The organism is Streptomyces sp. CA-249302 (assembly GCF_050936785.1).
Classification (GTDB): Bacteria; Actinomycetota; Actinomycetes; order Streptomycetales; family Streptomycetaceae; genus Streptomyces.
The window spans coordinates 80,405-106,830 of the sequence record NZ_JBNJMG010000001.1 but is presented as its reverse complement, the minus strand read 5'-3'; the positions used below and the strand labels follow the sequence as shown (position 1 = coordinate 106,830).

Here is a 26,426-nt window from a genome sequence, read left to right as displayed (position 1 = left end):
TTGCGAAGGGGGTCCCTCGAGCCCGCCACCTCAATCGCACGTCAGGGTCGGCATCGCCCAGTCGCCATGGTCGTTGCCGTTCCCGTCGCCGGCGTCACCGACCTTGAGGTCGACCACCTGTGCGCCACTGATGTCGACGTCGATGGGTACCGCGGCCTGTTTGCCGTGGATGGTCGGCGTGGTCATCAGGGTCTTTCCGTCGGCGATCACGGAGAACGTCACCGTTCCGGCACCACCTGTCTCGTCGTCGACACCGACGTCCGCCGTCAACCGCGAGCAGTTTCCGGCGAGGTAGAGCTCGATGTCGCTGACGGAGTTGGTGCCGAGGCCCTTGGCGTATCCGACCCCGGCGATGCTGATCGGACGACCGTCCCCGGCCGCCTGTTCACCGACGCTGGTGTCGCGTTCCACCGGGCCCCACCCGTTGGTGGACGACAGGAACGGCAGGTCGCTCACCGCGCTCTTCCCGGCCGGCGGGGCGGGCGGGATGCCGCCGACGATCCGCTCGTCGGAGCCGGTGGCCTGCCGTCCCTTCTGCCGGTAGTTCACCGTGGCGGTGAGTGCCGAGGCGGAAGGGAGGGTTCCGGCCGGTGGCTGGACCTTCCAGGTGAAGGTGGCCGATGCGCCGGGTCGTAGACGGTCGACGGACGTGGGACTCGTGGCGCTCACGCTCCAGCCGTCGGGCGCGGCAAGCGAGGCCGTCAGCCGGGAGGCGGACGGTCGGTCCTTCGGTACCCGGACCGTCGCCTCGGCGGTGAAGGCCTGGGCCGGCTGGGCGGTGTCGGGTACGTCCAGGGTCACCTCCGCTCCCGGACGCTTCGGCATGGCATATGCCTCCGGGTCGTAGCGGGGGCTGTCGTTCTGCGCGACGCGCAGGGACGAGGCGTAGCTGCCGTAGTCGGTCAGCGCGACCTCGCCCAGTCCGCCGGTGCTGCCGTCCAGGTTCCACACGGCGATGGCGATGCTGTTGCGGCCGTTCGGATCGAGGATTCCGTCGGGCACCGGGAAGGTGTGCTGCGGGCCCAGGTAGTTGACGTAGTTGCCGACCTGCCAGCCGTTCACGAAGATCGTCGCACGGTACTTGCGGGACGGGTCATCGGTGAACGTCAGCCCCAGCGAGGTGTCCTGGCCGCTCGGCAGGTCGAGCTTGACGTCCGTCCGGTACCAGGAGACCCCGGGACGGGTGTCGTTCGTCGGCAGGGAGACCGCGTCCCAGGTCTTGTCCGGGTAGCCCGGCAGGGACCAGCCGGCCCGCTCGCCGTACAGACCGCCCGTCGAGAGCGGGCCGCGCACCGTGTCCCGGAGGTCCTCACCGCCGCGTACGCCCTGCACGCGCCAGGTGACGGAGGTCAGGGGCGCTCCGGTGAGGGAGGCGCTGGTCAGGCCGCGCGCGGTCTTGTTGCCGTTGGTGGAGTTGTAGTCCTCCTCGTGCCCCATGTTCACGGTGAGCACGGAGACGACGTTGTCGCCCTTGGACTTCACCGCACCGTCCGGGAAGGTGAAGTCGCCGCTGCCGGTGGTGGAGCTGCCCAGGAAGGTGCCGTTGAGCCACGCGGAGAAGGCCTGTGCGCCCCCGCCGGAGTCGGAGACCAGATGGATGCCGGATTCCTTGCCGGTGGCGCGGAACCGGCCGCGGTACCAGGTGTTGCCGGTGTGGAATCCGTAGTCGTCCGCGTACAGGACGGGCAGCGAGTTGGCGCCGGAGACGCTGTTGGTGGTGGTCTTGTCGGCCACCTGCCAGCCGGAGTCGTCGAAGGCGGGGGCCGCTTCCGGGGACTCCTCGGCGTGTTTCCAGTTCGTCAGCGCCGGCAGATGGATCGCGGCGGCCGTCGGGATCGTCCCGGTGAGGCTTGCCGTGCCGGTGGTTCGGGTCTTCACCGTCCGACCGTTCCAGGTGACGTGGCGGGCGGAGGTGAACACTTCGATGTTCTTGTCGTCGGCGTTGTCGCCGGTGAGCGCCACCGCGCTGCCGTCGCCCAGGCTGGTGGCCGTCCGCAGCAGGTGGGTGCCGCGCACGAGCACCGGGCCGCTCGCCGTGTCCTGGCGCCAGAAGGTCTCGGCCGTCGCCTTGTCGCCGACGAGCAGGAGGAGCGGGCGCTTCCCGCCGCCGGTGATGCCGATACGGATCAGGCCCTTGTGCGTGTAGTTGAGCCGCAGGTCGCCGGTCGCCGCGTCCCAGGTGCTCGTGACGGTGCCGCCGCTTGTGGTCACGGTGGGCTTGGAGGAGTAGCGAAGGACCGTCTCTCCGTCGCTGTCCGGGTTGCCGTAGAGGACGGCGACGTCCCGGTCGGCGATGGTCGCGTCGGTCATGATCTCCGACGTCGAGTACTGCAACTGCGAGTCCCCGAGCGGGTAGTTGGCCACGATCACGTGGGAGTCGCGTCCGTCGAGCGTGATCGCGGTGTCCGGCTGCTGGGGCACGACCGGGTAGGTCGGCTGTGCGGCGGCGTCGCCCGTCGGCACGTCGATGGCATCGACGGCCACGTAGTTGTCGGTGGAGGCCGAGCTGTGGCTGCCGTCGACGACGATCTTCAGGGTGTGTGATCCGGCCGCCAGCCCGGTCTTCTGGAAGATCACGGCCTGGTTCTCGCCACCGGAGTCGTCGACCGTCGCCACCTTGGTGCCGTCGAGGTAGACGTCGGCGTAGCCGTGGTTGTTGGTCTTCGACCCGATCCAGCGGATCGCGGTGCCGTCGAAGGGAACGGTGAGCGAGTCGCCGGCCTTGTTCGAGAAGGACTCGGTGTGCTTGTAATCGCCCCCGGTGTAGCTGGTGTTGGCCACGTGCGACCACGAACCGGTGTACTGCAGCGCGGAGTCGGGGTCGTCCCAGGTATAGGTCGTGTCCGCGGCCGGCTGGGCGTTGAAGTCCAGCGAGATATGGGTCCTGTCGACCGCCGTGGACGTCGAGCTCCCGTGCCGCAGCACATGGAACTGGGTCTTGGTGTCGGGATTCATCCGGGCGGTGTCGACGACCGCGGAGTCGTCCGGTGGCGTGGTCCTGATCGCCTCGGTCTTGGTCAGCGGGGCGACCGACTGGGTGAAGTACCCGATCAGCTTGTCCTCGTAGTACTTCGGGTCGAGCTGGCGGGTCTCGCGGATCGCCGCTCCGTAGTCGTACGAGGTGTAGTTCTGCGGCATGCCCAGCCAGCCCCAGTTGGTGCCGCCGTAGGTCATGTAGAAGCTCTGCGCGGTCGCGCCGACGGCTATGTTCTGCTTGTAGAACACGTTGGCGAACCGGTCGTTGATCAGCTGGGCGCACTTGTCGTAGCCGGGCCCGCCCCAGGGGTCGAAGGCGCCGCCCTGGAACTCGGGGGAGTACAGGGGCTTGCCGGCCGGGTGGTCGTAGCTGATGTCGGGAACGCCGTTCCACTTCGACGGATTCGAGCAGTCGAAGCCCTGCGGGTACGAGTCGGGGCCGTCGACGTCCAGGGCGCCGGTACCCGAGTTGAAGGTGCCGTTGTTGTTACCGGTCAGCGGTACGGTGATGCCGTCGTCGCGGGCCTTGTCCTCAAGATGCTTCATGTACGAGCGGCCCGCGGCCGAGCCGTTGTAGTACTCGTTCTCGACCTGATAGGCGATCACCGACCCGGTGCCGTTGGTGAGTTGGTGCCGGGCGAGGATCCGGTCGATCTGCGTCAGCCACTCGTCCGCGTACTTCAGGAACTGCGGGTCGTCACTGCGGTTGCGTCCCGCCTTGGTGGTCAACCAGCCGGGCAGACCACCACTGTCGACCTCCGCGTTGATGTACGGCGCCGGGCGGGCGATGACGTACAGCCCCGCCTCCTGGGCCATGTCGAGCAGCCTGTCGACGTCACGCACCCCGCTGAAGTCGTACACACCCGGCTTGGGCGAGTGGTAACCCCAGTCGAAGTACAGCGAGGTGGAGTTGAACCCGGCGGCCTTCATCTTCTGGAAGATGTCGCGCCACAGGTCCGGGCTCGGGAGCCGGAAGTAGTGGAACTCGCCGGACCACAGGTAGGTGCGCGTGCCGTCGACGAGGAACGAGTAGCCGTCGAAACTCACCGTGTGCGCCTGCGCACTCGCGTCGGACACGGCGGCAGGCGCCTGCTCGCCGACGTCCCGAGCTGCGGCCGGCGCGGTCATGCCCGCGGCGAGGGCGATGGCCGCGGCCGCCGAGAGAACCGCCTTCCACCACCGGCGCCGAACGGGTCTCGCAGCCTGTGAATCGATCCCATTGCTCCGCACTGCGGCCTCCATACCGCCTGAGCAATCAGGATCGAACAGCCTCAGGCAAAGTCGAACAGTATGGGGGCTTGAGGGGGAGCACAATGGGGCGGAACCAGACCGCTGAGGTGAGTTGAGACGAGGGGGGAGCGCGCTGCGGCCACGTCCCCATCCCACGCGGGCTTCCGCTACCTGCGCAGGGCCGAGGCCCTGTCGCGCGACGGCGACCACCAGCCTGGCGGCACGGCTCTCAGCCCGGCTCGAACCCCGCAAGTGCGTTCCCGCTGTCCGCGAGTTCTGCGGGAGGCCCAAGACGCTTTGAGCGGGCTGATCAAATAGGCCCCTGAAATGGCTCTTCAAGCCATTGTTGGAGTTCTCGGTGCCGGAATTGATAGGCGCTGCCCGACAGGCGTAGCAGTCCAGCAGCGTAGGCCCAGTCCAGGAACGAGCCCATTCGCAAGGGCAGCATGCGGCGACCGTAGGCGCAGCAGAGGAAAACCATGTAGCGTCGTCCCGCTCCCGTGAACAGATAGATGCCGCCCACCAACCCGCCTGCTATTCCAAGTGTCAGCCCAGTTGGAAGTCCGGTCACGAGACTCGTCGCGAGTCCGGTTGCGAGACCTGCCATGAGTCCGTACACGAGGCCGGCAGAGAGGCCGGCCGCGAGAGCGCCTGATAGGCCCGCTGTTATGCCGCCTGCGATTCCCCCAGCCGCGCCGTATGTGAGCCCGACGGTGAGCCCGGTCGCCACGCCCGCGATCAGGCCGGTCGCGACTCCGACCAAGAGGTCGGTCCACACGAGTCTGCTTGGGCCGGCAACGACGGGTTCCTCATCACTTGAACTGCCCGTCTGTCGGCTGATCCCGGCCGCCAGCGCCGCCGCGAGAGCGTACGCAAGGCCCGCTGCCAGCCCGTACGTCGCGCCAGTCGCGAGGCCGATGGCCATTCCCCCAGCGAGCCCGCCGCCCAGGGTCACCAGGAATGCACGGACAAGTTGGCGCCTTCCCCTGGGACTACTCAAAGGAGGTAGGTGCACCCCGACAGGAGGGCCCACCTGTGGTGACAGCGCGCGAAGGACAGCGAAAGTCCCGACAACTGCGAACCCTGCCGCGCCAAAGCCCTCATGAAGGGAGGGTCCTACAGAGATTTGTGCGAGAAGCAGCCCGGCACAAGCAAGAACAAAGACAATGGCGAGGACGGCATCCACGACACGAACGAGCAGCTCACCGGCCAATGGCCACAGCTGGTGCAGGTGTATGTCTGTGCGTGCTCCGCCGCTGGCGATGGGGCCGGTTGTCGGCCGATGGAGATGGCGGGCGATCCGGGAGAGCCAGTGGTGCACGCTTTCGGGACTGTAGCCGTACTTGGGCGGGTGGAGGGCAATGGCAGCTGGAATGAGCCGGGCCAGGAGATGCCGGTCCAGCGCCGCCGCGGTGGGAAAGCGGGCCAGACTCGTCGGATCTCCCCCGCGGTGATACACCATGGCCGCCAAAGACAGCCTCCACGGTGTCGACAGGCTCTGCGCAAGGAGGCCGCTCGACTCAGTGCGTAGATGGTCCAGCAGGGGCCGCCAGCGCGTGGCCTGGCCCGAACGCTGAGCAAGGTAGGCCACCGCAGTGCCGGCGGGGACAGGCTCGATACGGACCTCTGCGGCGTCGGCAAGCTGGTCGTCGTCGGCCAGGACTGCATAGTGAGAGGTCCGGCAGGTGAGCACCACCGGTCCAGCAGTCAGGCCACGGCTGTAGATGTTGAGCGCGCGAAGCGCAGCGCGAGCACGCGGGGCGGCCGGGTCGGGTAGCGGTTGGCCGTCGTCATGTACGACAGGTGCACCGTCGGCGTGGGTCAGGCCAGGGTCCATCTCGTCCAAACCGTCCAGCACCGGGAGCACCAGATCATGGTCGACAAGTTGTGCCGCCCGGGAACGGGGCACATCGTATGCCTGGACCAGATGGTCAATGAGGTGCTCGGTGAGCGGGCGATCAGTGGGCCACCCGGACAGGGATACACGGACCGGGACGGGGTCGCTCTCGCCACGCTGCTCAATCAGTGCAAGGAGAAGTTCGAGGGCGAGCACGGTCTTCCCTGCGCCTGGCCCTCCCGTGATGACCAGGCGGGCAGGGGTGGTAGCTCGATAGAAGGCAGCAATGTCCGGCAGACCGGAGGCGGTCTGCTCGGCAAAGAGCAACCCCAACGATCCCTCCGTGGTCGCGCCCGCGTGGTAGCGAGGATGCAGGGTGTAGCGCAAGTTGATCCTTGCACGAGTCCCGCCCACCAGCCTGCGCCACTGCTCCGCCTCGGTCTTCTCGACATGCTTGGCCAACGTGAGGGCGGCAGAGCGGGCTTGTACTGCTCCATCAGCCGGCTGGCCCAGCGCCGCGCGTGCCGCCCGTAGCCCTTCAACGGAGATCCCGGCGCTTACCACGGCGATTACCAGTCCGACCAACGACGCTATGTCTGCCGGCGATTGGCCGTGTCTCAGCTGTGCCACCACCCACACGATCGCGCCCGTCGCCACCACCCCGCTGACGGCAGCGACAATCGTCCTCAACACACGGTCTCGCTGTCCCCCACCCCACGAAGCCATGCCTCCGATGGTCCCAACCAACCAGTGGTGGACGGACGAAACTGCCAAAGGAGACACACCGAGGCGTGACAGCAACTACAGGAGCCGGACGTCCACTGATCGCTCGACGAACGTGCCCTCTCCGAGGAGACGCACCAACGCCAGGATGGACGCCATGACGGCGATCGACGGTGAGGTCACGGCCGGGTCTGAGCCGGTCCGGGAGGCGTTCGAGGTGAACTTCGCCCGGCATCGCAACTTCGGCTCGGCGGTTTCTGCGTGTACCTGAACGGCCAGTCGCCGCACTCCAGGGCGGCCTTCTCCTCACTCAACTACAGCGCCAGGTCAGGCCGTTGGAGGTGGCCCTGGACGCGATGCTCGCCCACATCAAGTCGCGTACGAGACGTTCATGACGCGATGTTCGTGACGGTCAACCGCGGAGTTCCTCGATGACCGGGTGGCGTCCGGGGCCCCTGACTGCCGCCGCCTCCTCGATTGACCACCAGTATCGGGGCCGGTGCCCGGTCAGGTCATGCTGGTGTGAGGACGATCTTCTTGCCGCGGGCCTGTCCGGTGACTGCCTGAGTGTAGGCGGCCGGTCCTTCGCTGAGCGGCAGGGGCTGGGGTGCGAGTCTCAGGGTTCCTGCGGCGGTGCGTTCCGCGAGCTGGAGCAGTTGCGCGGCGTTGGGCTCGACGTACAGGTCCCAACTCGTGATGCCTCGTTCCTCGGCAGGTGCGTCCGAGGTCAGGGAGCACAGTCGGCCGCCGTCGCGCACCAGACCCAGGGCGGCGTCCGCCGTGCCGGTGGCGATGATGAGGGCGGCGTCGAATCCGCCGCTTGCCTTGGCCGGCCAGTTCGGGTCGTGATAGTCGACGACCTCGATCGCGCCCAGACCGAGCAGGCGTTCCGCGGTGGCGGCGGACGCGGTCGCAGTCACCTCGATGCCCTTGGCCGCGGCGAGCTGGATGGCCAGGGCCCCGGTGGCTCCGCCTCCGTTGGTGATCAGGAGCCGCTGTCCTTGGCTGAGGTCCAGCTTCTCCAGGGCCTGCACCGCGGTGAGTCCGTTGACCGGCAGCGCCGCCGCGTGCACGGCGTCCAGCCCGGCCGGGCAGGCTGCCGCGTGATGCGCGGTGATCAGGACGCGTTCGGCCCAGAAGCCGCTTCCCCCGGGCAGCGGGGCCTCGTGTGCGAGCACCCGGTCGCCTGTGGCGAACCCGGTGACACCCGCGCCGACTGCCAGCACTGTGCCCGCGCCCTCCACGCCCAGCGCCGCCGGAGGACGCAGCCCCACGTCCCAGCTGGCGTCACTGAGCAGTTGGTCCCACGGGCCGACGCCGGCCGCCTCCACCGCCACCAGGAGCTGGCCGGGTCCGGGAGGGGGCGGTTCGGGCAGCTCCAGGAGGGTGACTTCCTTGTCGGCTCCGGACACTCCACACGCCTTCATGGCAGATCTTCGTCCTCTCGCTCAGCCGCATCGCCACCGAGCCTATGCAACCGGTGCCTCGGACATGTGGTCCATTTGAAGAGCGAGCTATTGGGCCAATCAAGGAGCAGATCGCCATCTGGACCTTGGGTCGGGTCGGGGCGTACGTCATCGTGTTCGAACAAGCACCGTCGGCGGGAGCGAAGGTGGTCTCATGGAGCTGCGCTATCGGACCAACGGTCCGGAGTTCGACTTCCCGCCCTTCACCGGGCTGCCGCCGGTCCGTTACGTGCTCGCGTCCACACCCCGCTGCGGCAGCAACATGCTCGCCCGCGCCCTGTGGCGCACCGGACTGGCCGGTTTCGCCGAGGACTACTTCGCCGACGCCTTCGCGCTGGACTACTTCGAGCGGTGGGGATTCGACTCCGGCGATCCACAGGAATTGGCGTCGGGTTATGTACGGCGGCTGATGACGTGCCGGACCAGCCCCAACGGCGTGTTCGGGCTGAGGATCCACGCGGGGCACCTCGGGAGGCTGGAGGTCGACCCGTACGACATCCTCCAGGCACCCCGGTACATCTGGATCCAGCGCAGGGACCGGTTGCGGCAGGCCGTGTCGTACACCATGGCCGAGCAGACCGGTGTCTGGATCCTGGACGGCACCCTGCTGCCGGAGGGAAGTCCGCGCGCCGCTCCCCGGTACGACCACGAGGACATCCGTCGGCATCTGCGCCTGCTCGACCGCGACGCGTCGGTCTGGGAGGAGTACTTCCTCCGGCACGGTGTCGCCCCGCACGTCGTCGTCTACGAGGACCTGGTCGCGGACTACGAGGCACGCCTGCTGGACTGCCTGGACTTCCTCGGCGTCGGCGCGCCCGCCTCGCTGCCGGCTCCGGGGATCAGGCGTCAGGCCGACGACCTGACGGACCGCTGGGTCGAGCGGTTCCTACGGGATCGTCGTGCTGAGCGGCCAGCGTCGTAGGCGGTACGGCGTCCACCACAGGTAGCGCCCGGCGCGGTGCAGCAGATTTTCCCGCAGGTGCCCCCGAAGCACCCGTTCCGTCGACGCCGACGCGACCGCCGGGACGCCGTCCAGGAGCCCCTGGAACGCCGGGCCGCGGGGGGCCTGGACGACCAGACGTCGTAAGGAACCCCAGCGGTGGTCGCGGATCTCCAGGAAGCCCGGGCCGCGGCGGTAGCCGCACTTCGCGATGTGGAACGAGCCGCGCCACGCGGTGACCACGTGTTCTTCGGTCTCCGCTCCCGTGCGGCCCCGCAGGACCGTTGCCGGCGGGTGCAGATGGCTCAGCGCCCGCCACTGGGCCGGGTCGCCCATGCGCAGGGTCCAGTCCACCGCGACGCCGTGGCTGGTGAGTTCACGGACGAGGAGGAGGACGGCGACCGCGGACGCCCCGTCCGGATCGGTGAGGTCCACGGGGTCGTGCACCTGGACCAACTGGACGCCGTCGGCGGCGAGTTGCGCGACGGCCGCGACCGGGTCGTCCGGCGGTCCGTCGAGGGTGCCGCAGTGGATGCCCGGCAGGCGCATGGCCGCCGGATCCCGGTCCCTCCACAGCGTGAGCGCCGGCGTCATCGGATGACTCCCTCGGCCGGGACGGTCAGGGCGGGGACGAGCGACGTGCCGTCCCCGTGCAGTCCGGCGCCTTCGAGCCGCAGCAGGTCCTGGTTGGCCACGGCGGGCGCGACCTGCACGTACTGGCCGCCCTCGGCGAAGACCACGCCGAGCTCGCGCCAGCGCGCAAGCAGCCCGGCGACGCGCTCCTCGGTCACCTCCGCGCCCGGCTCCCGCACCGCCGCGCAGCGTTCGGCGGTCTTGCGCAGCAGTGCCGCCGGGCTGTGCGGCGTGTCGAGCAGCCGGAACACCGTCACTTCGAAGGGGTCGGTGAGGTCGAGAAGCCGCCAGGAGAAGTCCGGCCGGGTGTCGACGAGGACGATGTGTCCGCCGAGGTCGCAGTGGGTCAGGCGGCTGCGCGGGTACGCCCGCGTCCAGTCGGCGACGGCCGTCCGGAGCCGGTCGAGGCAGCCGCCGGCGATGCCCTGGTGCGGTGCGTCGAAGATGTAGACCAGGTCGGCGAGTTCGTCCTCGGGCAGGTCGTAGATGTGGTGGTAGTGCGCGGCGGGGCGCAGTTCGCCGAAGCCCAGTTCCGGCCGGTCGAAGTAAGGGCTGAACCGCTCGACCTTCAGGCGGGTGGAGTTGGCCGGTGGTGCGAGGTGGTGCAGCGCGGGGAGCTGGTCGACGATCTCGTCGTAGTCCTGCTCGGTCTCCCCGGGGAAGCCGTAGAGGTAGTTCCAGCTGAGGTTGACGCCGACTGTCTCGGCGTCCCGGAGCAGTCGTACGTTCTGGCAGCCGGTCACGCCCTTGTCCATCAGCTTCAGCACCCGGCTGCTGAGGTTCTCCACGCCGGGTTGCACGTAGCTGATTCCGGCCGCGTACAGGGTCGCCAGCTGCTCGCGCCGCAGGTTCGACTTGATCTCGTAGCACAGCCGCAGGTCGTAGCCGCTCTCCTGGAGGAGCGGGGCCATGGAGTTGAGGTAGGCCATGTCGATGATGTTGTCGGTCACCCACACGTCGAGTACGCGGTGGCGCTCGACCAGACCGAGGATCTCCGCCACGAAGCGCCTGGGGTCCTTGCTGCGGAACTCCATGAACGAACCGTTGAGGCCGCAGAAGGTGCAGTGGTGTTTCTCGCCCCACCAGCAGCCGCGCGAGCCCTCCACCACGAGTCGCGGCTCCACCCAGCCGCCGGCGGTGGACCGCGCGTGCCGCTCGAAGTAGTCGCCGTAGTCCGGGGTGACCAGTGCCCCCGGGGGCAGTGGAGCCGCGTCCATGGGATGGGCCACGGACCGGCCGTCGCGGTCGCGGCGGCACAGGCCGGGGATGGCGGCCAGGTCGTCGGCGTCGCCGTCGCGCAGCGCTGCGAGCAGCCGCGGGAACGCGATCTCGCCCTCGCCGCGCACCACGAAGTCGACCTGGGGAAAGTTGCGGTGCAGCGCCGCCCCCTGCGGGCCGTCGCAGTTCGCGCCGCCGAAGACGGTGGTGGTGCCGGGTGCCAGTTCCTTGACCACGCGGGCCGCCGCGAGGGCCGCCGCGTTCTGCGCGAACGTGGTGGTGAAACCGACCACGTCCGGTGCCGAGGCGGCGATCTTCGCGGCCGTCTCCCGGACGAACAGCGGCGCGAGTCCGTGCAGTTCCCGCGCCTTGGCCAGCATGCGATCCGGCATCTTGTCGCCGAAGTGCTCGGTGAACTCCGCCACCCGCCACCGGGGTTGGTCGTTGAGCGCGGCCGAGAAGATCCACTCGCTGTGCCCGGAGAAGTACGAGGTCGAACAGAACTCGTACTCCTCGAAGCCGTACTCCGTACGAGCGGCCACCCAGTCCGCGAAGTCCAGGTTGGCGTGCACCACCTCGACGTCCGCGGCGCCGTCGGGGAAGACGTCGAGGATCCGGCGCTTGAGGATGCCGAGCGCGAGGGACGGCGCGTCGAGCGACGACCACGGCATGTCCACCAACACGATGTGCACGGCGCATCCTCTCCCCGTCACCACAGTCCGCGGCGGGCCAGCGCCCGCCGCGCGGTCTCGCGCCGATCCGTCGCCTCGGCCTCGAAGGCCGCCGCCACCCGGCCGGACACCACGCCGTGAGCCAGCCCCGCGGACGTGGCGAAGTAGGCGTACTCCACTGCTTCCGCGGGCTCGGCGGGCTCGGCGCCGGGACGCTCACCCGAGGTCGTCGCCCAGGCGGCTACGGACGCCGCCGCGTAGGTACGTACGACGGCGTGGCCGCGGTCGGTGCGGACGATTCCCTCCGCCTCGATCACGAACGACAACGGCTGCTCGCACGTCAGCGCGGTGAACAGGGCGAGCATCAACTCGTGGGTCACGGTGTCACGCAGCCCCCGGACCCGGCGGCCTCCAGCAGGAAGCACGCGAACGCCTCCTCGACCGACAGCCCGGGGCCCGCGTACGGGATCAGCCGGAACCGGGCGAAGTGCGGTGAGCCGAGGAAGCCCGTGAGCAGGCCGGACTCCGTGGCGCCGGTGTCCTGGAGCAGTCGCAGGCTGCGCGGGAAGGTGGTCGCGAGAGTGCCGCCGCTGCCGGGCCGCCAGACCTGGGAGCGCAGCCGGCGCGCGGTGGTGTCGAGTTCGGCCAGGTCGACGGAGGTCAGGCACTCCAGCTCGCCGGCATCCGCGGCCACGGCCTCGGCGCCCTCGGCGGCGAGCCGGGCCCGCAGATCCTCGTCCAGCAGAAGCCGCAGGAGCAGGTCGGTCAGCCGCTCGCCGTCCAGCGACGCGCCCGGCTCCACCGTGGTCACACCGCCTCCCCGTGCTGCCAGGCGGCGACCAGGTCCCGCAGCCGTGCGTAGTTGCGCCGGGACTTCTCGACGAGCTGTCCGTCCTCGCGGTACATCGGGTCCTCGTAGGACACCCCCAGCAGGTTCGGGCAGCGCGGCAGCAGATACGCGGTGAGTTCCACCTGCTCGTCCAGCAGGACGCCGTGGTGCAGGTCGCGGAACCTGCCGCCCACGATCTGGCAGCCCGACAGGTGCAGTTCGCGGCAACGGTCGAGGGGCAGGGCCTCGATCCCGTCGTACATGCTGCTTCCGGTACGACCCCTCAGCCACTGGTAGCTGAGCAGGTGGCCGACGTCGAGCGTCACCCACACGTCGGCGTCCTCGGCCAGCCGGGCGAAGTACACGAAGGCGTCCATGTGTCCCAGGACGAACGAGCCGCCCTCGGTGAAGCCGGGGAACTCGACGTGCAGCGGCGGATCGAGCAGCCGGGCCGCCTCCGCTGCGTTCCGCGTGGCGATCTCCAGGCCCGGTCCGGTCAGCGGCGGCGGGAGCGGATACGGCATCGGAATGCCGCGCAGGCTCCAGATACCCAGGTCCTCGACCACCCAGGAAAAGCCGTAGCGGGCGGCCAGTTCATTGGTGAACTCGGCGGCCGGGCGGCGGTCGTAGCGCTCGGGCGTGCCCATGTTGAGCTCGGTCTGGTGGAAGGCACGGGCCGTACCGGTGGGCAGCTGCTCGAAGAACCGGTCGTACGCGCGCACGTAGTCGGCCGTCCGTACGCGGGCACGCGAGCGCGGCTGGAACGCGAGCGCCGAGTAGGCGAAGTCGCCGCCGTGGCGGTGCAGGAAGGCGCGGACCCGGTCGGTGACGTCTCCGCCGCCGTCGTCGCTCTCCACGAATCCGATGCCCCGCCTGCCGAGGCGCCCGCCGCCCCACGGCATGTCCATCAGTAGTCCGAGGCCCATCCTGCGCGGGCCGTCGGGCGTAGTGACGGCACGGGCGCCGCCGGGTGCGGTGAGCGGCGGTTGCGTCATGTCGAACTCCTGGCTGAGGGTGCCGGGTCGGCCGAGCGGGCCGGGTCGGGGGTGCCCGCCGCCGCGTCGGCCAGGCGGGCCAGCAGCCGGCGGCCACGGTCGGTGCGGGCGGTGAGCAGTCCGTCGGCGCGCTGTTCCACGTCGCTGCGGGGGAGCGCGTAGAACCGCTCCCGGACGACGTCGACGACGGTCAGGCTCTGTGCCGTGCGGCCGTCGACGTGTGCGGGCACGGTGCGGACCCAGGTGTGTGGGTGCAGGGCCGCGACGGCGGGAGCGTGGTCGCCGTTCGGGGCGGGGCGCGATGGTGGTGAGTCGCTCGTCCGGCCCGGTCTGACGGTGCGGAAGACGCGCACCAGCCGGTCCAGGGCCTCGGTGCGCGTCGGACCGCCGCGCACCGCCAGCGGGTGGCCGAGGCGGCCGGCCAGGTAGCTCAGCTCGGGGTTGCCCGCGAGGCGGTCCGAGGTGTCGAGGGCGATCCCGTACTCCTCCGGGCCGGCCACGAGCCTGCTGCCGGGCTCCGCCACCATCAGCTCCAGCGCGTCGATGCCGATCCGGCGCTCGTTGTCGACGAGGAAGCGCAAGGACGCCTCGAACTCGTCCGGCGTCTCGTCCAGGACCTGGCCCATCACGGTGAACCGGACGATGATGCCCGCCGCGGCGAGATTGTCGAGGATGCGCTGGTAGTCGGCAGCGCGCACGCCCCGCTCCATACGGTCCAGCAGGCGCTGCGAGGTGCCCTCGTAACCGACCGAGATCATCGCGCAGCCGACCTCGGCAAGGGCGTGGCAGAACTCCGGGTCGGTGAAGGCGGCCTCCAGCCGGCTGCGCACGCCGAACCGGACTCGCACGCCGCGCTCACGTGCCGCGCGCATCGCTTTGAGGATCAGCCGCAGGTTGGTGTTCTCGTCCGCGACCGACACGAACCGGGTACCGGTGGCGCGGACCACTTCCTGCACGGCGTCGGCGATCTGGTCCGCCGTGCCCTGCTGATACCCGCCGTGCGGCAGTGAACGGTTGCCGTACGAGCAGAACGCGCACCGCCCCCAGTAGCAGCCGACACAGGAGACGATCGCGAGCTCAAGGGCGCTGTTGAGATAGGAGCGGAAGGGCAGGCCGGTGAAGTCGGGTGGTCCCAGGTCACGGAAGCGCAGGGTCGGCGCGGGCCCGGTGTGCGTGCCGGGATGCGACAGCCAGGTCATGCCGGGTACGGCGGCGAGCGGGACCGTCCCGTCCAGCGCGTCCAGCCAGCGTTCGAGCGGCTCTTCCCCGGCGGTCGGGCACAGGGCGTCGACCGACTCCCGGACTCCGGGCAGCCGGGCGAGAGCGTCATGACGGAGCATCACCTGCTGACCGCCCAGACAGATCCGGGCATCCGGCGCCAACCGCCGGACCCAGGCGGCGATCAGCAGCGCGGGCGCCAGCTGGCTGAAAAACGCGACGGACAGGCCGACCACCCGGGGGCGATGCCGGCCCAGCAGTCCGGTCACCAGGCGGTGCACCGAGGCGACCGGTAGGCCCGAGGCGGCGGGCGATCGCTCCGCGGCCCGGCGTACGGCTTCGTCGAGCCGGCCGAGATCCTCCCAGGTCCGTGCCAGGAAGGTGTCGCGGACCAGCAGTTCGAGGGCCAGGGTGGCGAGCCGGACCGCACGGTCGGGGCCCAGCTCGCCCGCTGACTCCTTGTGCAGGACGTGGGCACGCAGCCCGTCGATGTGCGTGGCGAACACGTCGGCCACCGCCCGGCGGTACCAGTCGCTCACTGCCGTACCGCCGTCACCCGTGCCCTGGACACGGGCGGCGTCGTCCAACAGCGCGGGACATCGCAGCAACTCGTGGAGTACGGCGATGTTCAAGTCGGCCTGATGAACCCGCCGGCCCCGGCGGCGCAGGTGGCCGGTCAGGTACGGCAGGCTCAGATACGGGAAGAACCTGGCCTCGGTCTGCGGCGGGAAGATCAACAGAACGTCGGTGCGGGTGCGGTCCGCCGACTGGCTGGACGGCACGACCCACCTCCTCGCTTCACCGGTCTCGTCCGTCGCGGAGTTGCCGTGGCTCCCGGTGCCCTAGTCGGGGATGTCCTCCGTGCTCTCCGCCGCGATGTAGGTGTACGTGTGGTAGGCCGCGCCGAGCTTCAACTCGCTGGAATCGATCACCTGGAGTTCTTCGAGCTCACCGAATTCCTCATCGGCGAGTTTCTCGGGAGAAACAGCGGTCATGATTCTTTTCCCCTTCGCAGACGTGATGGGAATGTGCCGCTTGCCGTGTATCGCGCTCACGCTAACCAGAACGTACGTGCCTCAACAGCCCATACGTCGTCGTTTCCGCGGGACGAGATTCAGCCAGGTCAGCGGCCCATGCACGCACTGCGGTCCCGGGGCGGCGCAGCGGCGGCGCCAATGACCATGACTCATAATCGCCCTCGGCACCGGGGAGTTCAGGAAAATGGCGGACAACGCCGCTGTGCTGCTGGAGGGCCTATTGGACCGCCTGTACCACCATGTCGACGCGGCCGTGGTCCGGGCCGCGGTGCGGCCCCCCGACCGCCCGGCGGTGTGGCCCGACCTGACCGGCCCCTCCGCGCACCAGGAGTCGTGGCGTGGGTGGCTTCACCACCTGTGGCAGGCGGCCGACTTCGCCACCGCGGTCGAGTTCTCCAGCCCGGACCTGGCGAGACGGGTGCACCAGATGCGCGCGGGGGAGCCGGTGCCCGATCCCGCCGCGCGGCGCGCGGTGCTCTCCGTGCTGCGCTACCTGCTGCGCGCCCGCTCACGTGCCACCCCGTTCGGTCTGTTCGCCGGTGTCGAGGCCGCCCGCATCGGGCCCGCTCCCGCACTGCGCGTCGGCAGCGGGCACCGGGCGGTGACTCGACCGGACGCCGCATGGACCGCGGCTCTCGTCGACCGCCTGGAGGAACACCGCGCGCTCCGGCCCCGCTTGACGCTGCTCGCCTCCAGCCTCGCGTTCGAACGCGACGGACGCCTGATGATCGAGCACCGAGCGTGCAGCGCGGCAGACGGTGCCCCCGCACACGTGCGGATACGCGCGACCGGTCCCGTCCGCATGGCCATGGACGGTGCGCGGGTTCCGGTGTCGTGGGCTGATCTCGCCGCAACGCTCTCCGCCGGTTTCCCGGCCGCTTCGCCCACCGCGATCGAGAACCTCCTCGCGAACCTGGTACGACAACGGTTCCTGATCACCGCTCTGCGTCCCGCATTCACGGCTTGTGACCCGGTCGCCGTCCTGCTCGGACAGGCACGGGACCTGCCCGCGACCGAAGCCGCGGGGTTGCGCGAGGTCGCGGCGGGACTGGCCCGGCACGACGAGGCGACCGCCGACCCCGCCGACGCCCGCGCGGCACGCGCACGAGCGACGGCCGCGATGGCCCGGCTCTGCCCCGCCGCGAAACCCGAACTCGCCGTCGACCTGCGGCTGGACTGGGACCTGGTGATCCCGGAGGCGGTGGCCGAGGAGGCGGCGCGGGCAGCCACGGCACTCACCCGCCTGGCGCCGCGGGCGGCGCTGAGCCCCGCGTGGGTGACCTGGCACGGCCGTTTCCTGGAGCGCTACGGCCCGGGAGCGGTGGTGCCCGTGCTGGACGCCGTCGAGTTCCTCGGCTACCCGCCCGGCTACCTCGGATCCACACCGGTGTCGACGGGCTCGCCTCTGACCGCCAGGGACAGCCGGCTGCTCGGGCTCGCGTACACCGCGGCGATGAGCCGCCGCCGTCACGTCCACCTCGACGACGCGATGATCGACGAACTGGCGGTCGCGGATCCCGGCCGGCCCGTGCAGCCGAGCACCGAGGTGACCGTGCGGGTCCACGCGACGAGCCTGTCCGCCCTGGAACAGGGGGAGTTCACGCTGCACGTCGTAGGGGTGGCGCGATCGGCCGGCACGGCCACCGGGCGCTTTCTCCACCTGCTCGACTCCGACGACCGCCGCAGGATGACCGACGTGTACGCCGGGCTGCCCGGCGCACAACAGGACGCGCTGATCGCGCAGATCAGCACCACCCCGCTGTACATGCGCTCGGTGAACGTCGCGCACGCTCCGCAGGTGACGGACCTGCTGATCTCCCTCGGCGACTACCACGGACCGGCCACGGACCAACTGCCCGTGACGGACCTGGCGGTGACCGCCGACGCCGAGCGACTGCACCTGGTCTCGCTCTCCCGCGGCCGCCCGGTGCACACGATGCTGCTGAACGCGGTGGACCTGACCCAGCACACCCATCCACTGGCGCGGTTCCTGCTCGAGGCACCGGTGGCACTGGCCGTCCCGTGCACCGGGTTCTCGTGGGGAGCCGCCGTCGCCGGCCTGCCGTTCCTGCCCGCACTGCGCTACGGGCGCACCGTACTGTCCCCGGCCCGTTGGACCCTCGCCGACGGGAACCTGCCCGACCCGCGCACGCCGTGGCCACAGTGGGACAAGGCCCTGGCCGAGTGGCGCCGCGAGGTACTCCTGCCCGAGCACGTGTACCTGGGCGACGGAGACCGCCGCATGAGCCTGGACCTGACGGAGCCCTCGCACCGATTCCTGCTCCGCACCCACGTGGAACGCGACGGCAAGGCGCTGCTGCGTGCCGCACCGGAGCCCGGGGACCTGGGCTGGACGGGCGGGCGCGCCCACGAGATCGTCGTACCCCTGGCCGCTGTGGATCAGGCCGACGCACCGGTCCGCGGGCCGGGCGACGTCGTCGTCCGGGAGCACGGCAGCCTCCCTGGTTGCGGCAGTCAGCTCTCCCTCAGCCTGCACGGGCACCGGGACCGTCAGGACCCACTCCTGACCCGGCATCTGCCGACCCTGATCGGGGAATTGGGCGAGCCCTGCTGGTGGTTTGTGCGGCACCGCGATGCCCAGGACCGCCTGGATCTACGTCTGACCTGCGCGCCCGGCTCACTCGGCACCGCCGTGGAGCAGATGGGGGAGTGGGCCCGGCGGCTTCGGCACGCCGGCCTGATCACCCACGCGAGCCTGGAAACCTACTGGCCGCAGACCGCGCGCTTCGGCGGCTCCGCGGCGATGGAAGCGGCCGAGGGGTACTTCGCCGCCGACTCGGCCGCTGTCCTCGCCCAGTTGACCGCTCAGGCCGACCGGGGTGCACCCGACGCCCGTGCGACGACCGCCGCGAGCATGGTGGACATCGCCTTTGGCCTGTGCGGCGACGAGGCCGAGGCGATGCGCTGGTTGATCGGACACGTCCGGACCGACAGGAGCGCCCCGCACCGAGCGGTCTACGACGAGACCATCGCCCTGACGACGGCACTCCTCGGGCCGCATTCCCCCAGCACTCCGGTGCTGGACGCGCGCATCACCGAGAGCTGGTCCGCACGCCGCGCAGCACTGGCCACGTACCGCAGGGTGCTCGAAGAGGCGGGGACCCTGTCTCCGCAGGACCTGCTCCCCGACCTGCTTCATCTCCACCACGACCGGATGCGCGGGCCGGACCTTCCCGGCGAACGCGCACACCTGCACCTGGCCAGAGCCGCCGCACTGAGCTGGACGGCGCGGGCCAGGACAGCCACCTGACCAAGGCACTCTTCGGAGCGGCCGCACGGCCGAGCTTCACGCCCCCAGGATGTTCGACCCCTGGGCAGGCCGGTACATCGGCACGCCGGCGCGGGACGTCGCGGCGGTCATCGAGGACAACCCCGATCTCCTCGGAGAGATCGCCGAAGCCGCGCCGCGGCGTTTCGCCGTCGATGTCCTGATGCGCTGAGAACGCTTCCGGTCTCCCGAGGCCCGGCGGCCCTCCCGTCCGTTGTCCGATGTCAGCTGCAGGTGCGGTAGTTGTAGCCCGCGAGCCGGTAGGTGTTGGTGCCGTCGTAGAAGCCGTAGTTCCCGTCGGCTTCGCGGATGAAGTAGGGCTTGTAGTAGATGCCGATGTACTGCAGCGTGATGTTGCCGTCGGAGTCCTGGGAGATCCGGTACAGGCTGTCGTCGGCCTTCCCGAAGGTCTCTTTCCCGGCGATGCCGTCGAGGTCCGAGAGTTCGTTCATCTCCTGCCAGTACAGGGTCTGGGCCTTCGTCTTCGAGCCGTAGATGCCGTCGATGTCGGAGGCGGAGAGCAGGCCGTCGGCCCAGAGGATCTTCTGCCACAGACAGGTGGCGTTGGAGTACGTGTTCGTGCTGGTCGAGAGGTCCCCTTCGTCACCCCAGTCGCCCACCCAGGTGCCGCCGCCGTAGATGTAGGCGCGGCCACTGTAGGTCCCGCTGGCCTCCGCGGGTGAGGCGCTCAGCACGAGGGCGGCCATGGTGACGAAGACCGCCAACGCGCCGCGCATCCGTCTGGAGTACGTCGTGATGCGTTTCATGAGCTGCTTGTCCCTCCGTCGACGACGAACGCGCCCATGGTAGGGGCAGGATCGGCCAACTGCCCTGTGCTGTAAGGAAGTTGGTGCGCAGCCGACGTGCCGGTGGCAGCCGCATTCGTGGCTCCTGCGGGGAGTGCGGTCGCAGGTCGGGTACGCCCCCCCCGTCAGTGAACGGGGGGGCGTCGAATCCCGCGATCAGGGCGGTCAGGTCAGCGGGTTGGTGCATCCCGACGACCAGACGTGGGAGCTGATCTTGTTGTCGGCGTTGATCGTGCTGCTTCCGCAGACGAGGTTGTTGTCCAGCAGGGTGTCGACGTAGAGCTCGCCCCACCTCAGGCAGCCGGTGTAGCCCGTCTTGTTGGCGTCCGACCAGAACTGGACGTTGTTGACGCCCCCGGAGTAGGTGCCCGTGTTCAACAGCGACGTGGCCTTGTCGTTGGACGGGCTCCTGAACGGACCCGAGACGTCGTTCCAGTTGCGGTCGTCGCCCTGGGCCGCGCCGATCTGGTCGTTGCAGTTCGTCGAGTCGTACACGCGGATGTAGCCGTCGTTGACGTGCGCGTTGTACTCGGCCCGGCAGGTGGTCGCCAAGACGCTGCCAGGGCTGCGTGGGCAGGGCCGGCGAACAGCGCGCCCGCCGCTGCCACCGCCAGTGCGGTACGGATCGTGTGCATGGTGTCTCCTCCGTTTGGTCGGTGTCGTTGATTGGTGTCGTTGATTGGTGTCAGCCGCGTGGAGCGGCCTGGTCGGACAGAGTCGGTGGGTGAGGGACCGGGCCGCGGGCTCAGCCGCCGGCGGCGATGTTGTCCGCCAGCCGCAGAGCGCCGAGTTTCATGCGATTGCTGGTGGCGACCTCGTCGGCGTACCGCGCACACACCGGATCCCCGTACTCGCGGTCCAGCCGGGACAGGGTGGCGCGCAGCGAGGTCTTGTGGGCGCAGGTCGCCTCCGCGACGGCGACCGAGACTTCGAAGGAGTGTGCCCGTGCGGCACTCAGCCCCTTGGTGCCGCTTGCGGCGGCGCGGGCCGCGTCCGGGTCGGCGTAGGGCCTGCCTGTGGTGTCGTACATGCACTGGGACCACGCGCCCTGGCCACGGTGACCGGACACACCGAGAAGGTCAGCCATGCCGCCTTCAGCCCCGACGGCCGCACTCTGGCCACCTCCGATCTGGACGGCGCCGTACGGCTCTGGGACGCCACCGATGCGCGCCGCCCCCGCGAGGTGTCCTTGTTCACCGCACACGCCAGCGGAGCCAACGCAGCCGTTTTCAGCCCGGACGGCCGCACCCTGGCCACCGGGGGCTGGGACCGCAAGGTCGCGCTGTGGAACGTCAGCAGCCTTCGTCACCCGCGGAGGCCGGCCACCTCCGCGGTCCGGCGCGAAGGCGTCAACGCCGTCGCCTTCAGCCCGGACGGCACCACCGTGGCGTCCACGGACTTCGGCGGCGCGACGCGGCTGTGGAGTGTCACCGGCCGCCGCCTGGACCAGACCGCGGCTCTTGCCGGACACGTCGGCGCCGCCTACTCTCCCGTCTTCAGCCCCGACCGGAAGACCCTGAGGACGGCTGGCGCCGACGGCACCGCCCGGCTGTGGGACACGACCGATCCCGTCCATCCGCTCGCCCTGGCCGTCCTGACGGACGACGGGGAGCAGGCAGCCAAGGCGGTGTTCAGCGCAGCGTTCGGCCCCGATGGCCACGCACTGGCCATCGGGGGCGCCGACCACAGCGTCCACCTGTGGCAGACCGACCTGAAACGTGCGGCCGTCCAGGTCTGCCGCCGCAGCTACCCGTCGATGACGCAGTCCCAGTGGAAGTCCTTCTTCGGGACTGTGGCGTATCGCTCCCCGTGTCCGTAGCGGGTAGGGGGCTCGTGGGGACGCCTGCTCCTGCTCAGGCGTCCCCACGGCCTGATCCGGCTACCTGGCGCAGTAGGCGTACGCGTTCAACGTCCACGAGCCGCTGACCTGCGAGACGGCCGCCACCTCGGCCACGGTCGGGCGGGTGTTCGTGGTCGGCTTGAAGGTGATCAGGTGGGTTCCGGGTGCGTCGCTGAAGCCGGTGACCCCGGTGAGGCCGTAGCCGCTCGGGCAGGAGGCCTTCACGTTCTGGGCCGGGCCCGTGCCGGTCACCGATGCCGGGGAGACCACCAGGTCGGACAGGTTGTCGACGGGCGAGAAGTTCACGGTCGCGCACACCGCGGCCGAGGAGAGCTGGTACTGGCCGGCGAACCCGTCGGCATCCTCCTTGGCCAGCACATTCGAGATCGTGGCGAATCCGCTGCTGTTCGGAACCATGCCCAGGTCCACCTCACCGTTGGTGGATCCGCTGGTGCCCTGGATGAGCCCGCCCGACCCGGTCACGGCCTTTCCCGGCGAGCACGGGGCGGGCAGTGCGCTGACAGGGTTCGAGGACGGGGTCCCGTTGCGGGAGATGATCTCGTAGCCGGACGGCTGAGGCGCGCACAGCACGAATGCCTGCACCGACCACGACTCGGTGGGATGGGTCTGGTCCTCGATCGCGGTGACCAGGTAACTCTCCCGGCCCGCGTCGACGAACGGGCGCGCCTCGACGATGACGACGTGGTTGCTGCCGGAGACCTGCGCGCCGCCGCCGACGACATGCAGACCCTGACCCTCGGGACAGAAGGCCTGGGCCTTCTTGTTCTCCGAACTGGGGACGGGCGGGGTGCTGAAACCCTTCACCGTGCCCAGCGGGATGGTGGTCGCGGACGCCGGTGAGATGCCGACCGCGTTCAGGGCGACGGCCGCCACGGCGACTCCGATCAGTGCCCACAACCGCCTTCTGAAATGGCTTAACACGCTTCCCCCTTATTTGGTTCGGTTGGGTATGAAGGATGGTGCCGGTACGGCCACGGGGTGGCGTGAGTAGTGCTTACTCATTCGGCGTCGTGCGATGTCGGGGGACGGGGATGCGGGACTGGCTGGGCCGTTGGCCGTTCACGGGGCGCGAGGCCGAACTGGACGCGTTCGCCGCGGCGTTGGCGGACCCGACGTGCCGTGGGTTCGTGGTGGGCGGCGCTGCCGGGGTGGGAAAGTCGCGGCTGGCGGAGGAGTGCCTGGAGCGGGCCGCGGCGGCGGGGCTGCGCGTCGGGCAGGCCACGGCCAGTGCGGCCGCGGGGGCCGTGCCGCTGGGCGCGATCGCGCACCTGCTGCCGGCCGGGGTGCACCGGTCCGACCCGGTGGCCGCCTTCGCCTCGGTCGCCGCGGAGCTGGACGCCGGGCCGGGTCGGCGGTGGGTGCTGCTCGTCGACGACGTGCATCTGCTGGACGCCGCTTCGGCCGTGCTGCTGCGGCAGTTGATGGACAGCGGGGCGATTCTGCTGATCGCCACGGTCCGGTCAGGTGAGCCGCACGGCGACGCCGTAGCGGCGCTGCGGGGCGGAGACGCGGTGTACCGGGTCACTCTCGACGTACTGGGCCCGGATCGGATCGGTGCGCTGCTGCATGCGGTGCTCGGCGGACCGGTCGCCCGGCGCACGGTGCACGAACTGGCCGCCGCCAGCGCCGGCAACGTCCTCTACCTGCGCGAACTGGCCCTCGGCGCCCTGGCCGCCGGTGAGCTGACCGAGGACGGGGAGATCTGGCACCTTGTGGGGCGGCGGCTGCCCGGCACCGCGCTGCTCACCGAGCTGGTCGGCACCCGGCTGGCCGCCGCCGAGAGCGGCGCACGTCCCGTCCTCGAACTCCTCGCGCTGTGCGAGCCGCTGCCCCTGGCCGACGCCGAAGTCCTCGCCCCGCCACGGGTGATGACCGACCTGGAACGGTCCGGGCTGATCCGCGTCACCCAGGACCGGCGCCGCACCATGGTCCAACTGGCCCATCCCCTCTACGGCGAGATACTGCGCGCCGGCCTGCCGGTGCTGCGCCGCCGCGCCCTGCTCCTGGAACAGGCGGCCCGCGTCGAGGCCCACGGCGCCCGCCGCCGCGGCGATCCCCTGCACATCGCCGGCTGGCGCCTGACCGCCACGGGCACGGCCGACCCCGAGCTGCTGACCCGGGCCGCGGCGCTTGCCCGGCACGCCCATGACTACGCCCGGACGACCGCCCTTCTCCGGGCCGTGCCGAAGCGCCATCGCACCCGTGTGATCGACCTGCGGCTCGGAGAGGCGCTGTTCGAGATGGGGCGGTGGGACGAGGCGGAGACGGTGCTCGCGAACGCCGACCGCGAGATCCGTGCGGACCATGCGCGTGCCCACTGCGACGAACAGGACGTACTCTCCGACGAACAGGGCGTCCTCGACGTCGTGTTGGCCCGTACCGCCAACCTTCTCTGGAGCAACGCCCCGGTCGCGGAGGCGCTCGCCGTCAACACCGCCGCACTGGACCGGATCAGCACCCCGGCCGGCCGTCGCAGGCTCAGGATCAACGAGGGGTTCCTGCGGATCGCCGCCGATCGGCCGCCCCGGGGGCTGGCGTTGCTGGCCGACCTGGAGAGCGAGGTCGGCGACGCCTCCGACCTCGGTACCTGGCTACGAGGCGCCTGGATGAAGGCCGCGGGGCTGGCCGTGGTCGGCCGTACCCGAGAGGCCACGAGCTGGGCGGAGCACGCCTACACCGCGCATCGGCGGATCGACGAACACGTCCTGGCCTCCCATCCCGCCATCGAGCGCATCCCGCTCGTCCTCGCGCTCACCGAAGCCGGACTCCCGGCCGAGGCCCGTCTGGAGGGCGAGCGCGCCTACGCCGAACTCGTCGCCGCCGACTCCGTGGTGAGGGTCTGGCTGGCGGTCCTGCTCGGCCGTACGGAATGGCTGGCCGGCCACCCCGCCACCGCCCGCCGCTGGTGGGCCGAGGCGGCCTCGCTCGCCCGTGGCATCGACCACGCCATGGCCCTGCGCCTGGTCCTGGCGGGCCTCGCCGCCTGTGCCGCCGTAGTGGGAGACCTCGACGCGGCGCGGGCGGCGCTCGCCGAGCACGGCGACCTGCCCTCGCTGACCCCGGGCTTTCTGTCCGCCGGGGAGGAACGCCTGGGCGAGGCATGGCTGTTGGCGGCCAGTGGAAACCTGGCGCGGGCACGGACCGTGCTCCTTGCCGCGGCCGACTCGGCGCGCACCACCGGTCACCTTGCCAGCGAGGGGCTTCTGTTGACCGACCTTGCCCGGCTCGGCGGGGCGCCCGAGGCCGCAGACCGGCTGACCGCGCTCTCACGGACCTGTGACGGGGAACTCGCGGCCGTCCGCGCCGAGTTCGCGGCCGCACTGGCCGCCGACGACCCCGACCGGCTCGGGCGGGCGGCCGACGCCTGCGAGACGGTCGGCGCTGATCTGCTCACTGCCGAGGCAGCCACCGCCGCCGCGGCCGCCTGGCACCGGGCGGACCGGCCCCGCCGCGCCGCAGCCCATGGCCGGCGCGCGATGGCCGCAGCGGCCCGCTGCGAGGGCGCCCGCACCCCGCTGCTCACCGCCGCCGGCACCGTCGCCGTACTGACCGCGCGCGAACGGGAGATCGCCTTGTGTGCAGCGGCCGGCCAGACGAGCAAGGACATCGCCCAGGCCCTCACTCTGTCGGTCCGCACGGTCGACAACCACCTCCACCGCGTCTACACCAAACTCGGCATCACCACCCGCCGCGAACTGGCCCGGGCTCTCACGACGGCAGCAGAATGATCTTCGCAGCGCGGTGGCGGAAGCCGGTGAGGCAGGCCCACGACTCGTGGCGGCAGCCATCGCAGAGTTCCACCCCGCCGAACGCGCCAGAAGATCAAGGCGCCGTGCCTTCTCTACACGGTGCCGACTACGGCGGTAAGGCCTCAGACCGCCTGTACCGCTGTTATCAGGGACCCTCAGGAGGACTCGTTGTCTGAGGGAGCGCGCTGTGCGGTGAGCACGGGCTGGTAGTACCCGCTGGAGGCCGGACTGTGCCAGGCGATGTCGGTGAAGCCGGCTTCGGTTACGAACTCTGTCAGCTGCGGGGGTGTCAGCGCCCAGTAGGTGCTTCGGCGAACTCGGACCTGCCACGTGTTCTCCGCGGGGATGAGCTGGAAGTGCTCCAGGTCCTAGCGCTCGCCGTCTTCATGCCAGTGCCACAACTGGAAGGTGATCACTTGGCCGTCGCGTGTCTCCGAGACTTGGGGTGGTGTCGCCGTGGGTCTGGTCCGACGTGTTTCGGCATAGGCCCGGATAGTGATCATCAACAGTCCGTCGTCTCGGAGCACCCGTCTCATGCCGAGGAGCGCCGCCCGGAGATCTTGCTCGGAGAGGAGGTGCGGGAGTGAATTGTCTGCGCAGAGGACGACGTCGAATGACGTGTCTCTGAAGGGCAGTTGGCGCATGTCGGCCGCAGCGGTCGGAAGCCGGTTTCCCCGGGCCGCCGCCTCGTCGGCGGCACGCGCGGCGGCGACCGGGCTCAGGTCGCTGCCGACGACCTGGTGGCCGGCCAGGGCCAGCCCGATGGCCTGGGTACCGATCCCGCACGAGCAGTCCAGGACGGTGTGCGGTCCCGCGCCGAGAGACTGGCCGACGAGCCTGCCCAATACCTCGGCCTGGTAGGCCATGCTCGCGTCCCAGTCCCGGAACATCAGGTGGTAGTCGTGGGCCAAATCGTCGTAGAAAGCCCGCACGGAGGGCTCGGACATA

The 26,426-nt window shown here is 70.3% G+C and carries 19 protein-coding genes and 1 pseudogene; 5 read left to right on the top strand and 15 right to left on the bottom strand.

The genetic code is table 11. The annotated features are described in order from the left end of the window. Window positions 1-30: 30 nt before the first annotated feature. The 3 genes from ACQEWB_RS00495 to ACQEWB_RS00485 all read right to left on the bottom strand — a co-directional run bounded on the left by ACQEWB_RS00495 (window position 31) and on the right by ACQEWB_RS00485 (window position 8,178). Window positions 31-4,206, bottom strand: a complete 4,176-nt coding sequence (locus tag ACQEWB_RS00495) for a beta-galactosidase (RefSeq protein WP_432825790.1) — start codon at window positions 4,204-4,206, stop codon at window positions 31-33. Between the two features lie 310 nt (window positions 4,207-4,516). Continuing rightward, entirely contained in the window at window positions 4,517-6,736 is a 2,220-nt protein-coding gene (locus ACQEWB_RS00490) for an NACHT domain-containing protein (protein ID WP_432825788.1), read from the bottom strand. A gap of 542 nt (window positions 6,737-7,278) precedes the next feature. Beyond that, window positions 7,279-8,178, bottom strand: coding sequence for an NADP-dependent oxidoreductase (locus ACQEWB_RS00485; protein ID WP_432825786.1), 900 nt, complete (start codon window positions 8,176-8,178; stop codon window positions 7,279-7,281). Between the two features lie 208 nt (window positions 8,179-8,386). Here ACQEWB_RS00485 and ACQEWB_RS00480 point away from each other — a divergent pair, with 208 nt between their 5' ends. Next, entirely contained in the window at window positions 8,387-9,154 is a 768-nt protein-coding gene (locus ACQEWB_RS00480) for a Stf0 family sulfotransferase (RefSeq protein ID WP_432825784.1), read from the top strand. Here the strand turns inward: ACQEWB_RS00480 and ACQEWB_RS00475 are convergent. The 7 genes from ACQEWB_RS00475 to ACQEWB_RS00445 are packed head-to-tail and all read right to left on the bottom strand — an operon-like array spanning window position 9,119 to window position 15,731. Next, entirely contained in the window at window positions 9,119-9,766 is a 648-nt protein-coding gene (locus ACQEWB_RS00475) for a DUF5825 family protein (protein ID WP_432825782.1), read from the bottom strand. The two genes, ACQEWB_RS00480 and ACQEWB_RS00475, sit on opposite strands and share 36 nt — an antisense overlap. After that, complete coding sequence (locus tag ACQEWB_RS00470; RefSeq protein WP_432825780.1) at window positions 9,763-11,715, bottom strand: RiPP maturation radical SAM C-methyltransferase; 1,953 nt, start codon at window positions 11,713-11,715, stop codon at window positions 9,763-9,765. Before ACQEWB_RS00470 ends, ACQEWB_RS00475 begins: the two co-directional genes overlap by 4 nt. 17 nt (window positions 11,716-11,732) lie before the next feature. Further along, window positions 11,733-12,074, bottom strand: a complete 342-nt coding sequence (locus ACQEWB_RS00465) for a hypothetical protein (protein WP_432825778.1) — start codon at window positions 12,072-12,074, stop codon at window positions 11,733-11,735. Then, on the bottom strand, window positions 12,071-12,505 hold the full coding sequence (locus tag ACQEWB_RS00460; protein ID WP_432825776.1) for a hypothetical protein: 435 nt from the start codon (window positions 12,503-12,505) through the stop codon (window positions 12,071-12,073). Before ACQEWB_RS00460 ends, ACQEWB_RS00465 begins: the two co-directional genes overlap by 4 nt. Then, window positions 12,502-13,518 carry a multinuclear nonheme iron-dependent oxidase gene (locus tag ACQEWB_RS00455; RefSeq protein ID WP_432825774.1) on the bottom strand — a complete coding sequence of 339 codons (1,017 nt, stop codon included), beginning with the start codon at window positions 13,516-13,518 and terminating at the stop codon, window positions 12,502-12,504. The genes ACQEWB_RS00460 and ACQEWB_RS00455 overlap by 4 nt, the downstream gene beginning before the upstream one ends. Next, on the bottom strand, window positions 13,515-15,518 hold the full coding sequence (locus ACQEWB_RS00450) for a B12-binding domain-containing radical SAM protein (protein ID WP_432825772.1): 2,004 nt from the start codon (window positions 15,516-15,518) through the stop codon (window positions 13,515-13,517). The genes ACQEWB_RS00455 and ACQEWB_RS00450 overlap by 4 nt, the downstream gene beginning before the upstream one ends. Before the next feature lie 60 nt (window positions 15,519-15,578). Next, window positions 15,579-15,731 (bottom strand): hypothetical protein, encoded by a 153-nt coding sequence (locus ACQEWB_RS00445; RefSeq protein ID WP_280882897.1) that lies wholly within the window; start codon window positions 15,729-15,731, stop codon window positions 15,579-15,581. Window positions 15,732-15,957: 226 nt separating this feature from the next. Between ACQEWB_RS00445 and ACQEWB_RS00440 the strand changes: the two genes are divergently transcribed. Both ACQEWB_RS00440 and ACQEWB_RS00435 read left to right on the top strand, forming a co-directional pair. Beyond that, window positions 15,958-19,044: a lantibiotic dehydratase gene (locus ACQEWB_RS00440; RefSeq protein WP_432825770.1), complete on the top strand. Its 3,087-nt coding sequence runs from the start codon at window positions 15,958-15,960 to the stop codon at window positions 19,042-19,044. A gap of 49 nt (window positions 19,045-19,093) precedes the next feature. Next, entirely contained in the window at window positions 19,094-19,234 is a 141-nt protein-coding gene (locus tag ACQEWB_RS00435; protein ID WP_432825768.1) for a hypothetical protein, read from the top strand. A 52-nt stretch (window positions 19,235-19,286) separates the two neighbouring features. Here the strand turns inward: ACQEWB_RS00435 and ACQEWB_RS00430 are convergent, their stop codons facing one another. From ACQEWB_RS00430 to ACQEWB_RS00420, 3 genes are all read right to left on the bottom strand, one after another. Next, the gene (locus ACQEWB_RS00430; protein WP_432825766.1) at window positions 19,287-19,829 is read right to left on the bottom strand and encodes a peptidoglycan-binding domain-containing protein; all 543 of its coding nucleotides are present in this window, start codon (window positions 19,827-19,829) and stop codon (window positions 19,287-19,289) included. A gap of 204 nt (window positions 19,830-20,033) precedes the next feature. Beyond that, window positions 20,034-20,420, bottom strand: coding sequence for a hypothetical protein (locus ACQEWB_RS00425; RefSeq protein WP_432825764.1), 387 nt, complete (start codon window positions 20,418-20,420; stop codon window positions 20,034-20,036). A 193-nt stretch (window positions 20,421-20,613) separates the two neighbouring features. Beyond that, window positions 20,614-20,898, bottom strand: a complete 285-nt coding sequence (locus ACQEWB_RS00420) for a hypothetical protein (RefSeq protein WP_432825762.1) — start codon at window positions 20,896-20,898, stop codon at window positions 20,614-20,616. 27 nt (window positions 20,899-20,925) lie between these two features. Between ACQEWB_RS00420 and ACQEWB_RS00415 the strand changes: the two genes are divergently transcribed. Beyond that, entirely contained in the window at window positions 20,926-21,687 is a 762-nt protein-coding gene (locus tag ACQEWB_RS00415; RefSeq protein WP_432825760.1) for a WD40 repeat domain-containing protein, read from the top strand. 60 nt (window positions 21,688-21,747) lie between these two features. On the opposite strand, the gene ACQEWB_RS00410 is transcribed toward ACQEWB_RS00415, so the two are convergent. Next, window positions 21,748-22,602 carry a hypothetical protein gene (locus tag ACQEWB_RS00410; RefSeq protein WP_432825758.1) on the bottom strand — a complete coding sequence of 285 codons (855 nt, stop codon included), beginning with the start codon at window positions 22,600-22,602 and terminating at the stop codon, window positions 21,748-21,750. A 158-nt stretch (window positions 22,603-22,760) separates the two neighbouring features. On the opposite strand from ACQEWB_RS00410, the gene ACQEWB_RS00405 reads away from it, so the two are divergent. Beyond that, complete coding sequence (locus tag ACQEWB_RS00405) at window positions 22,761-25,457, top strand: LuxR C-terminal-related transcriptional regulator (protein ID WP_432825756.1); 2,697 nt, start codon at window positions 22,761-22,763, stop codon at window positions 25,455-25,457. A gap of 176 nt (window positions 25,458-25,633) precedes the next feature. Here ACQEWB_RS00405 and ACQEWB_RS00400 read toward each other — a convergent pair. Continuing rightward, window positions 25,634-26,425: pseudogene (locus ACQEWB_RS00400) on the bottom strand (class I SAM-dependent methyltransferase). Between the last annotated feature and the right edge of the window lies 1 nt (window position 26,426).

What these genes read in the sequence shown, in the direction of transcription:
- ACQEWB_RS00430 (WP_432825766.1), bottom strand. Translation starts at nt 19,829, where the DNA reads ATGAAACGCATCACGACGTACTCCAGACGGATGCGCGGCGCGTTGGCG.
- ACQEWB_RS00455 (WP_432825774.1), bottom strand. Translation starts at nt 13,518, where the DNA reads ATGACGCAACCGCCGCTCACCGCACCCGGCGGCGCCCGTGCCGTCACT.
- ACQEWB_RS00435 (WP_432825768.1), top strand. Translation starts at nt 19,094, where the DNA reads ATGTTCGACCCCTGGGCAGGCCGGTACATCGGCACGCCGGCGCGGGAC.
- ACQEWB_RS00475 (WP_432825782.1), bottom strand. Translation starts at nt 9,766, where the DNA reads ATGACGCCGGCGCTCACGCTGTGGAGGGACCGGGATCCGGCGGCCATG.
- ACQEWB_RS00420 (WP_432825762.1), bottom strand. Translation starts at nt 20,898, where the DNA reads ATGTACGACACCACAGGCAGGCCCTACGCCGACCCGGACGCGGCCCGC.
- ACQEWB_RS00480 (WP_432825784.1), top strand. Translation starts at nt 8,387, where the DNA reads ATGGAGCTGCGCTATCGGACCAACGGTCCGGAGTTCGACTTCCCGCCC.
- ACQEWB_RS00445 (WP_280882897.1), bottom strand. Translation starts at nt 15,731, where the DNA reads ATGACCGCTGTTTCTCCCGAGAAACTCGCCGATGAGGAATTCGGTGAG.
- ACQEWB_RS00405 (WP_432825756.1), top strand. Translation starts at nt 22,761, where the DNA reads ATGCGGGACTGGCTGGGCCGTTGGCCGTTCACGGGGCGCGAGGCCGAA.
- ACQEWB_RS00440 (WP_432825770.1), top strand. Translation starts at nt 15,958, where the DNA reads ATGGCGGACAACGCCGCTGTGCTGCTGGAGGGCCTATTGGACCGCCTG.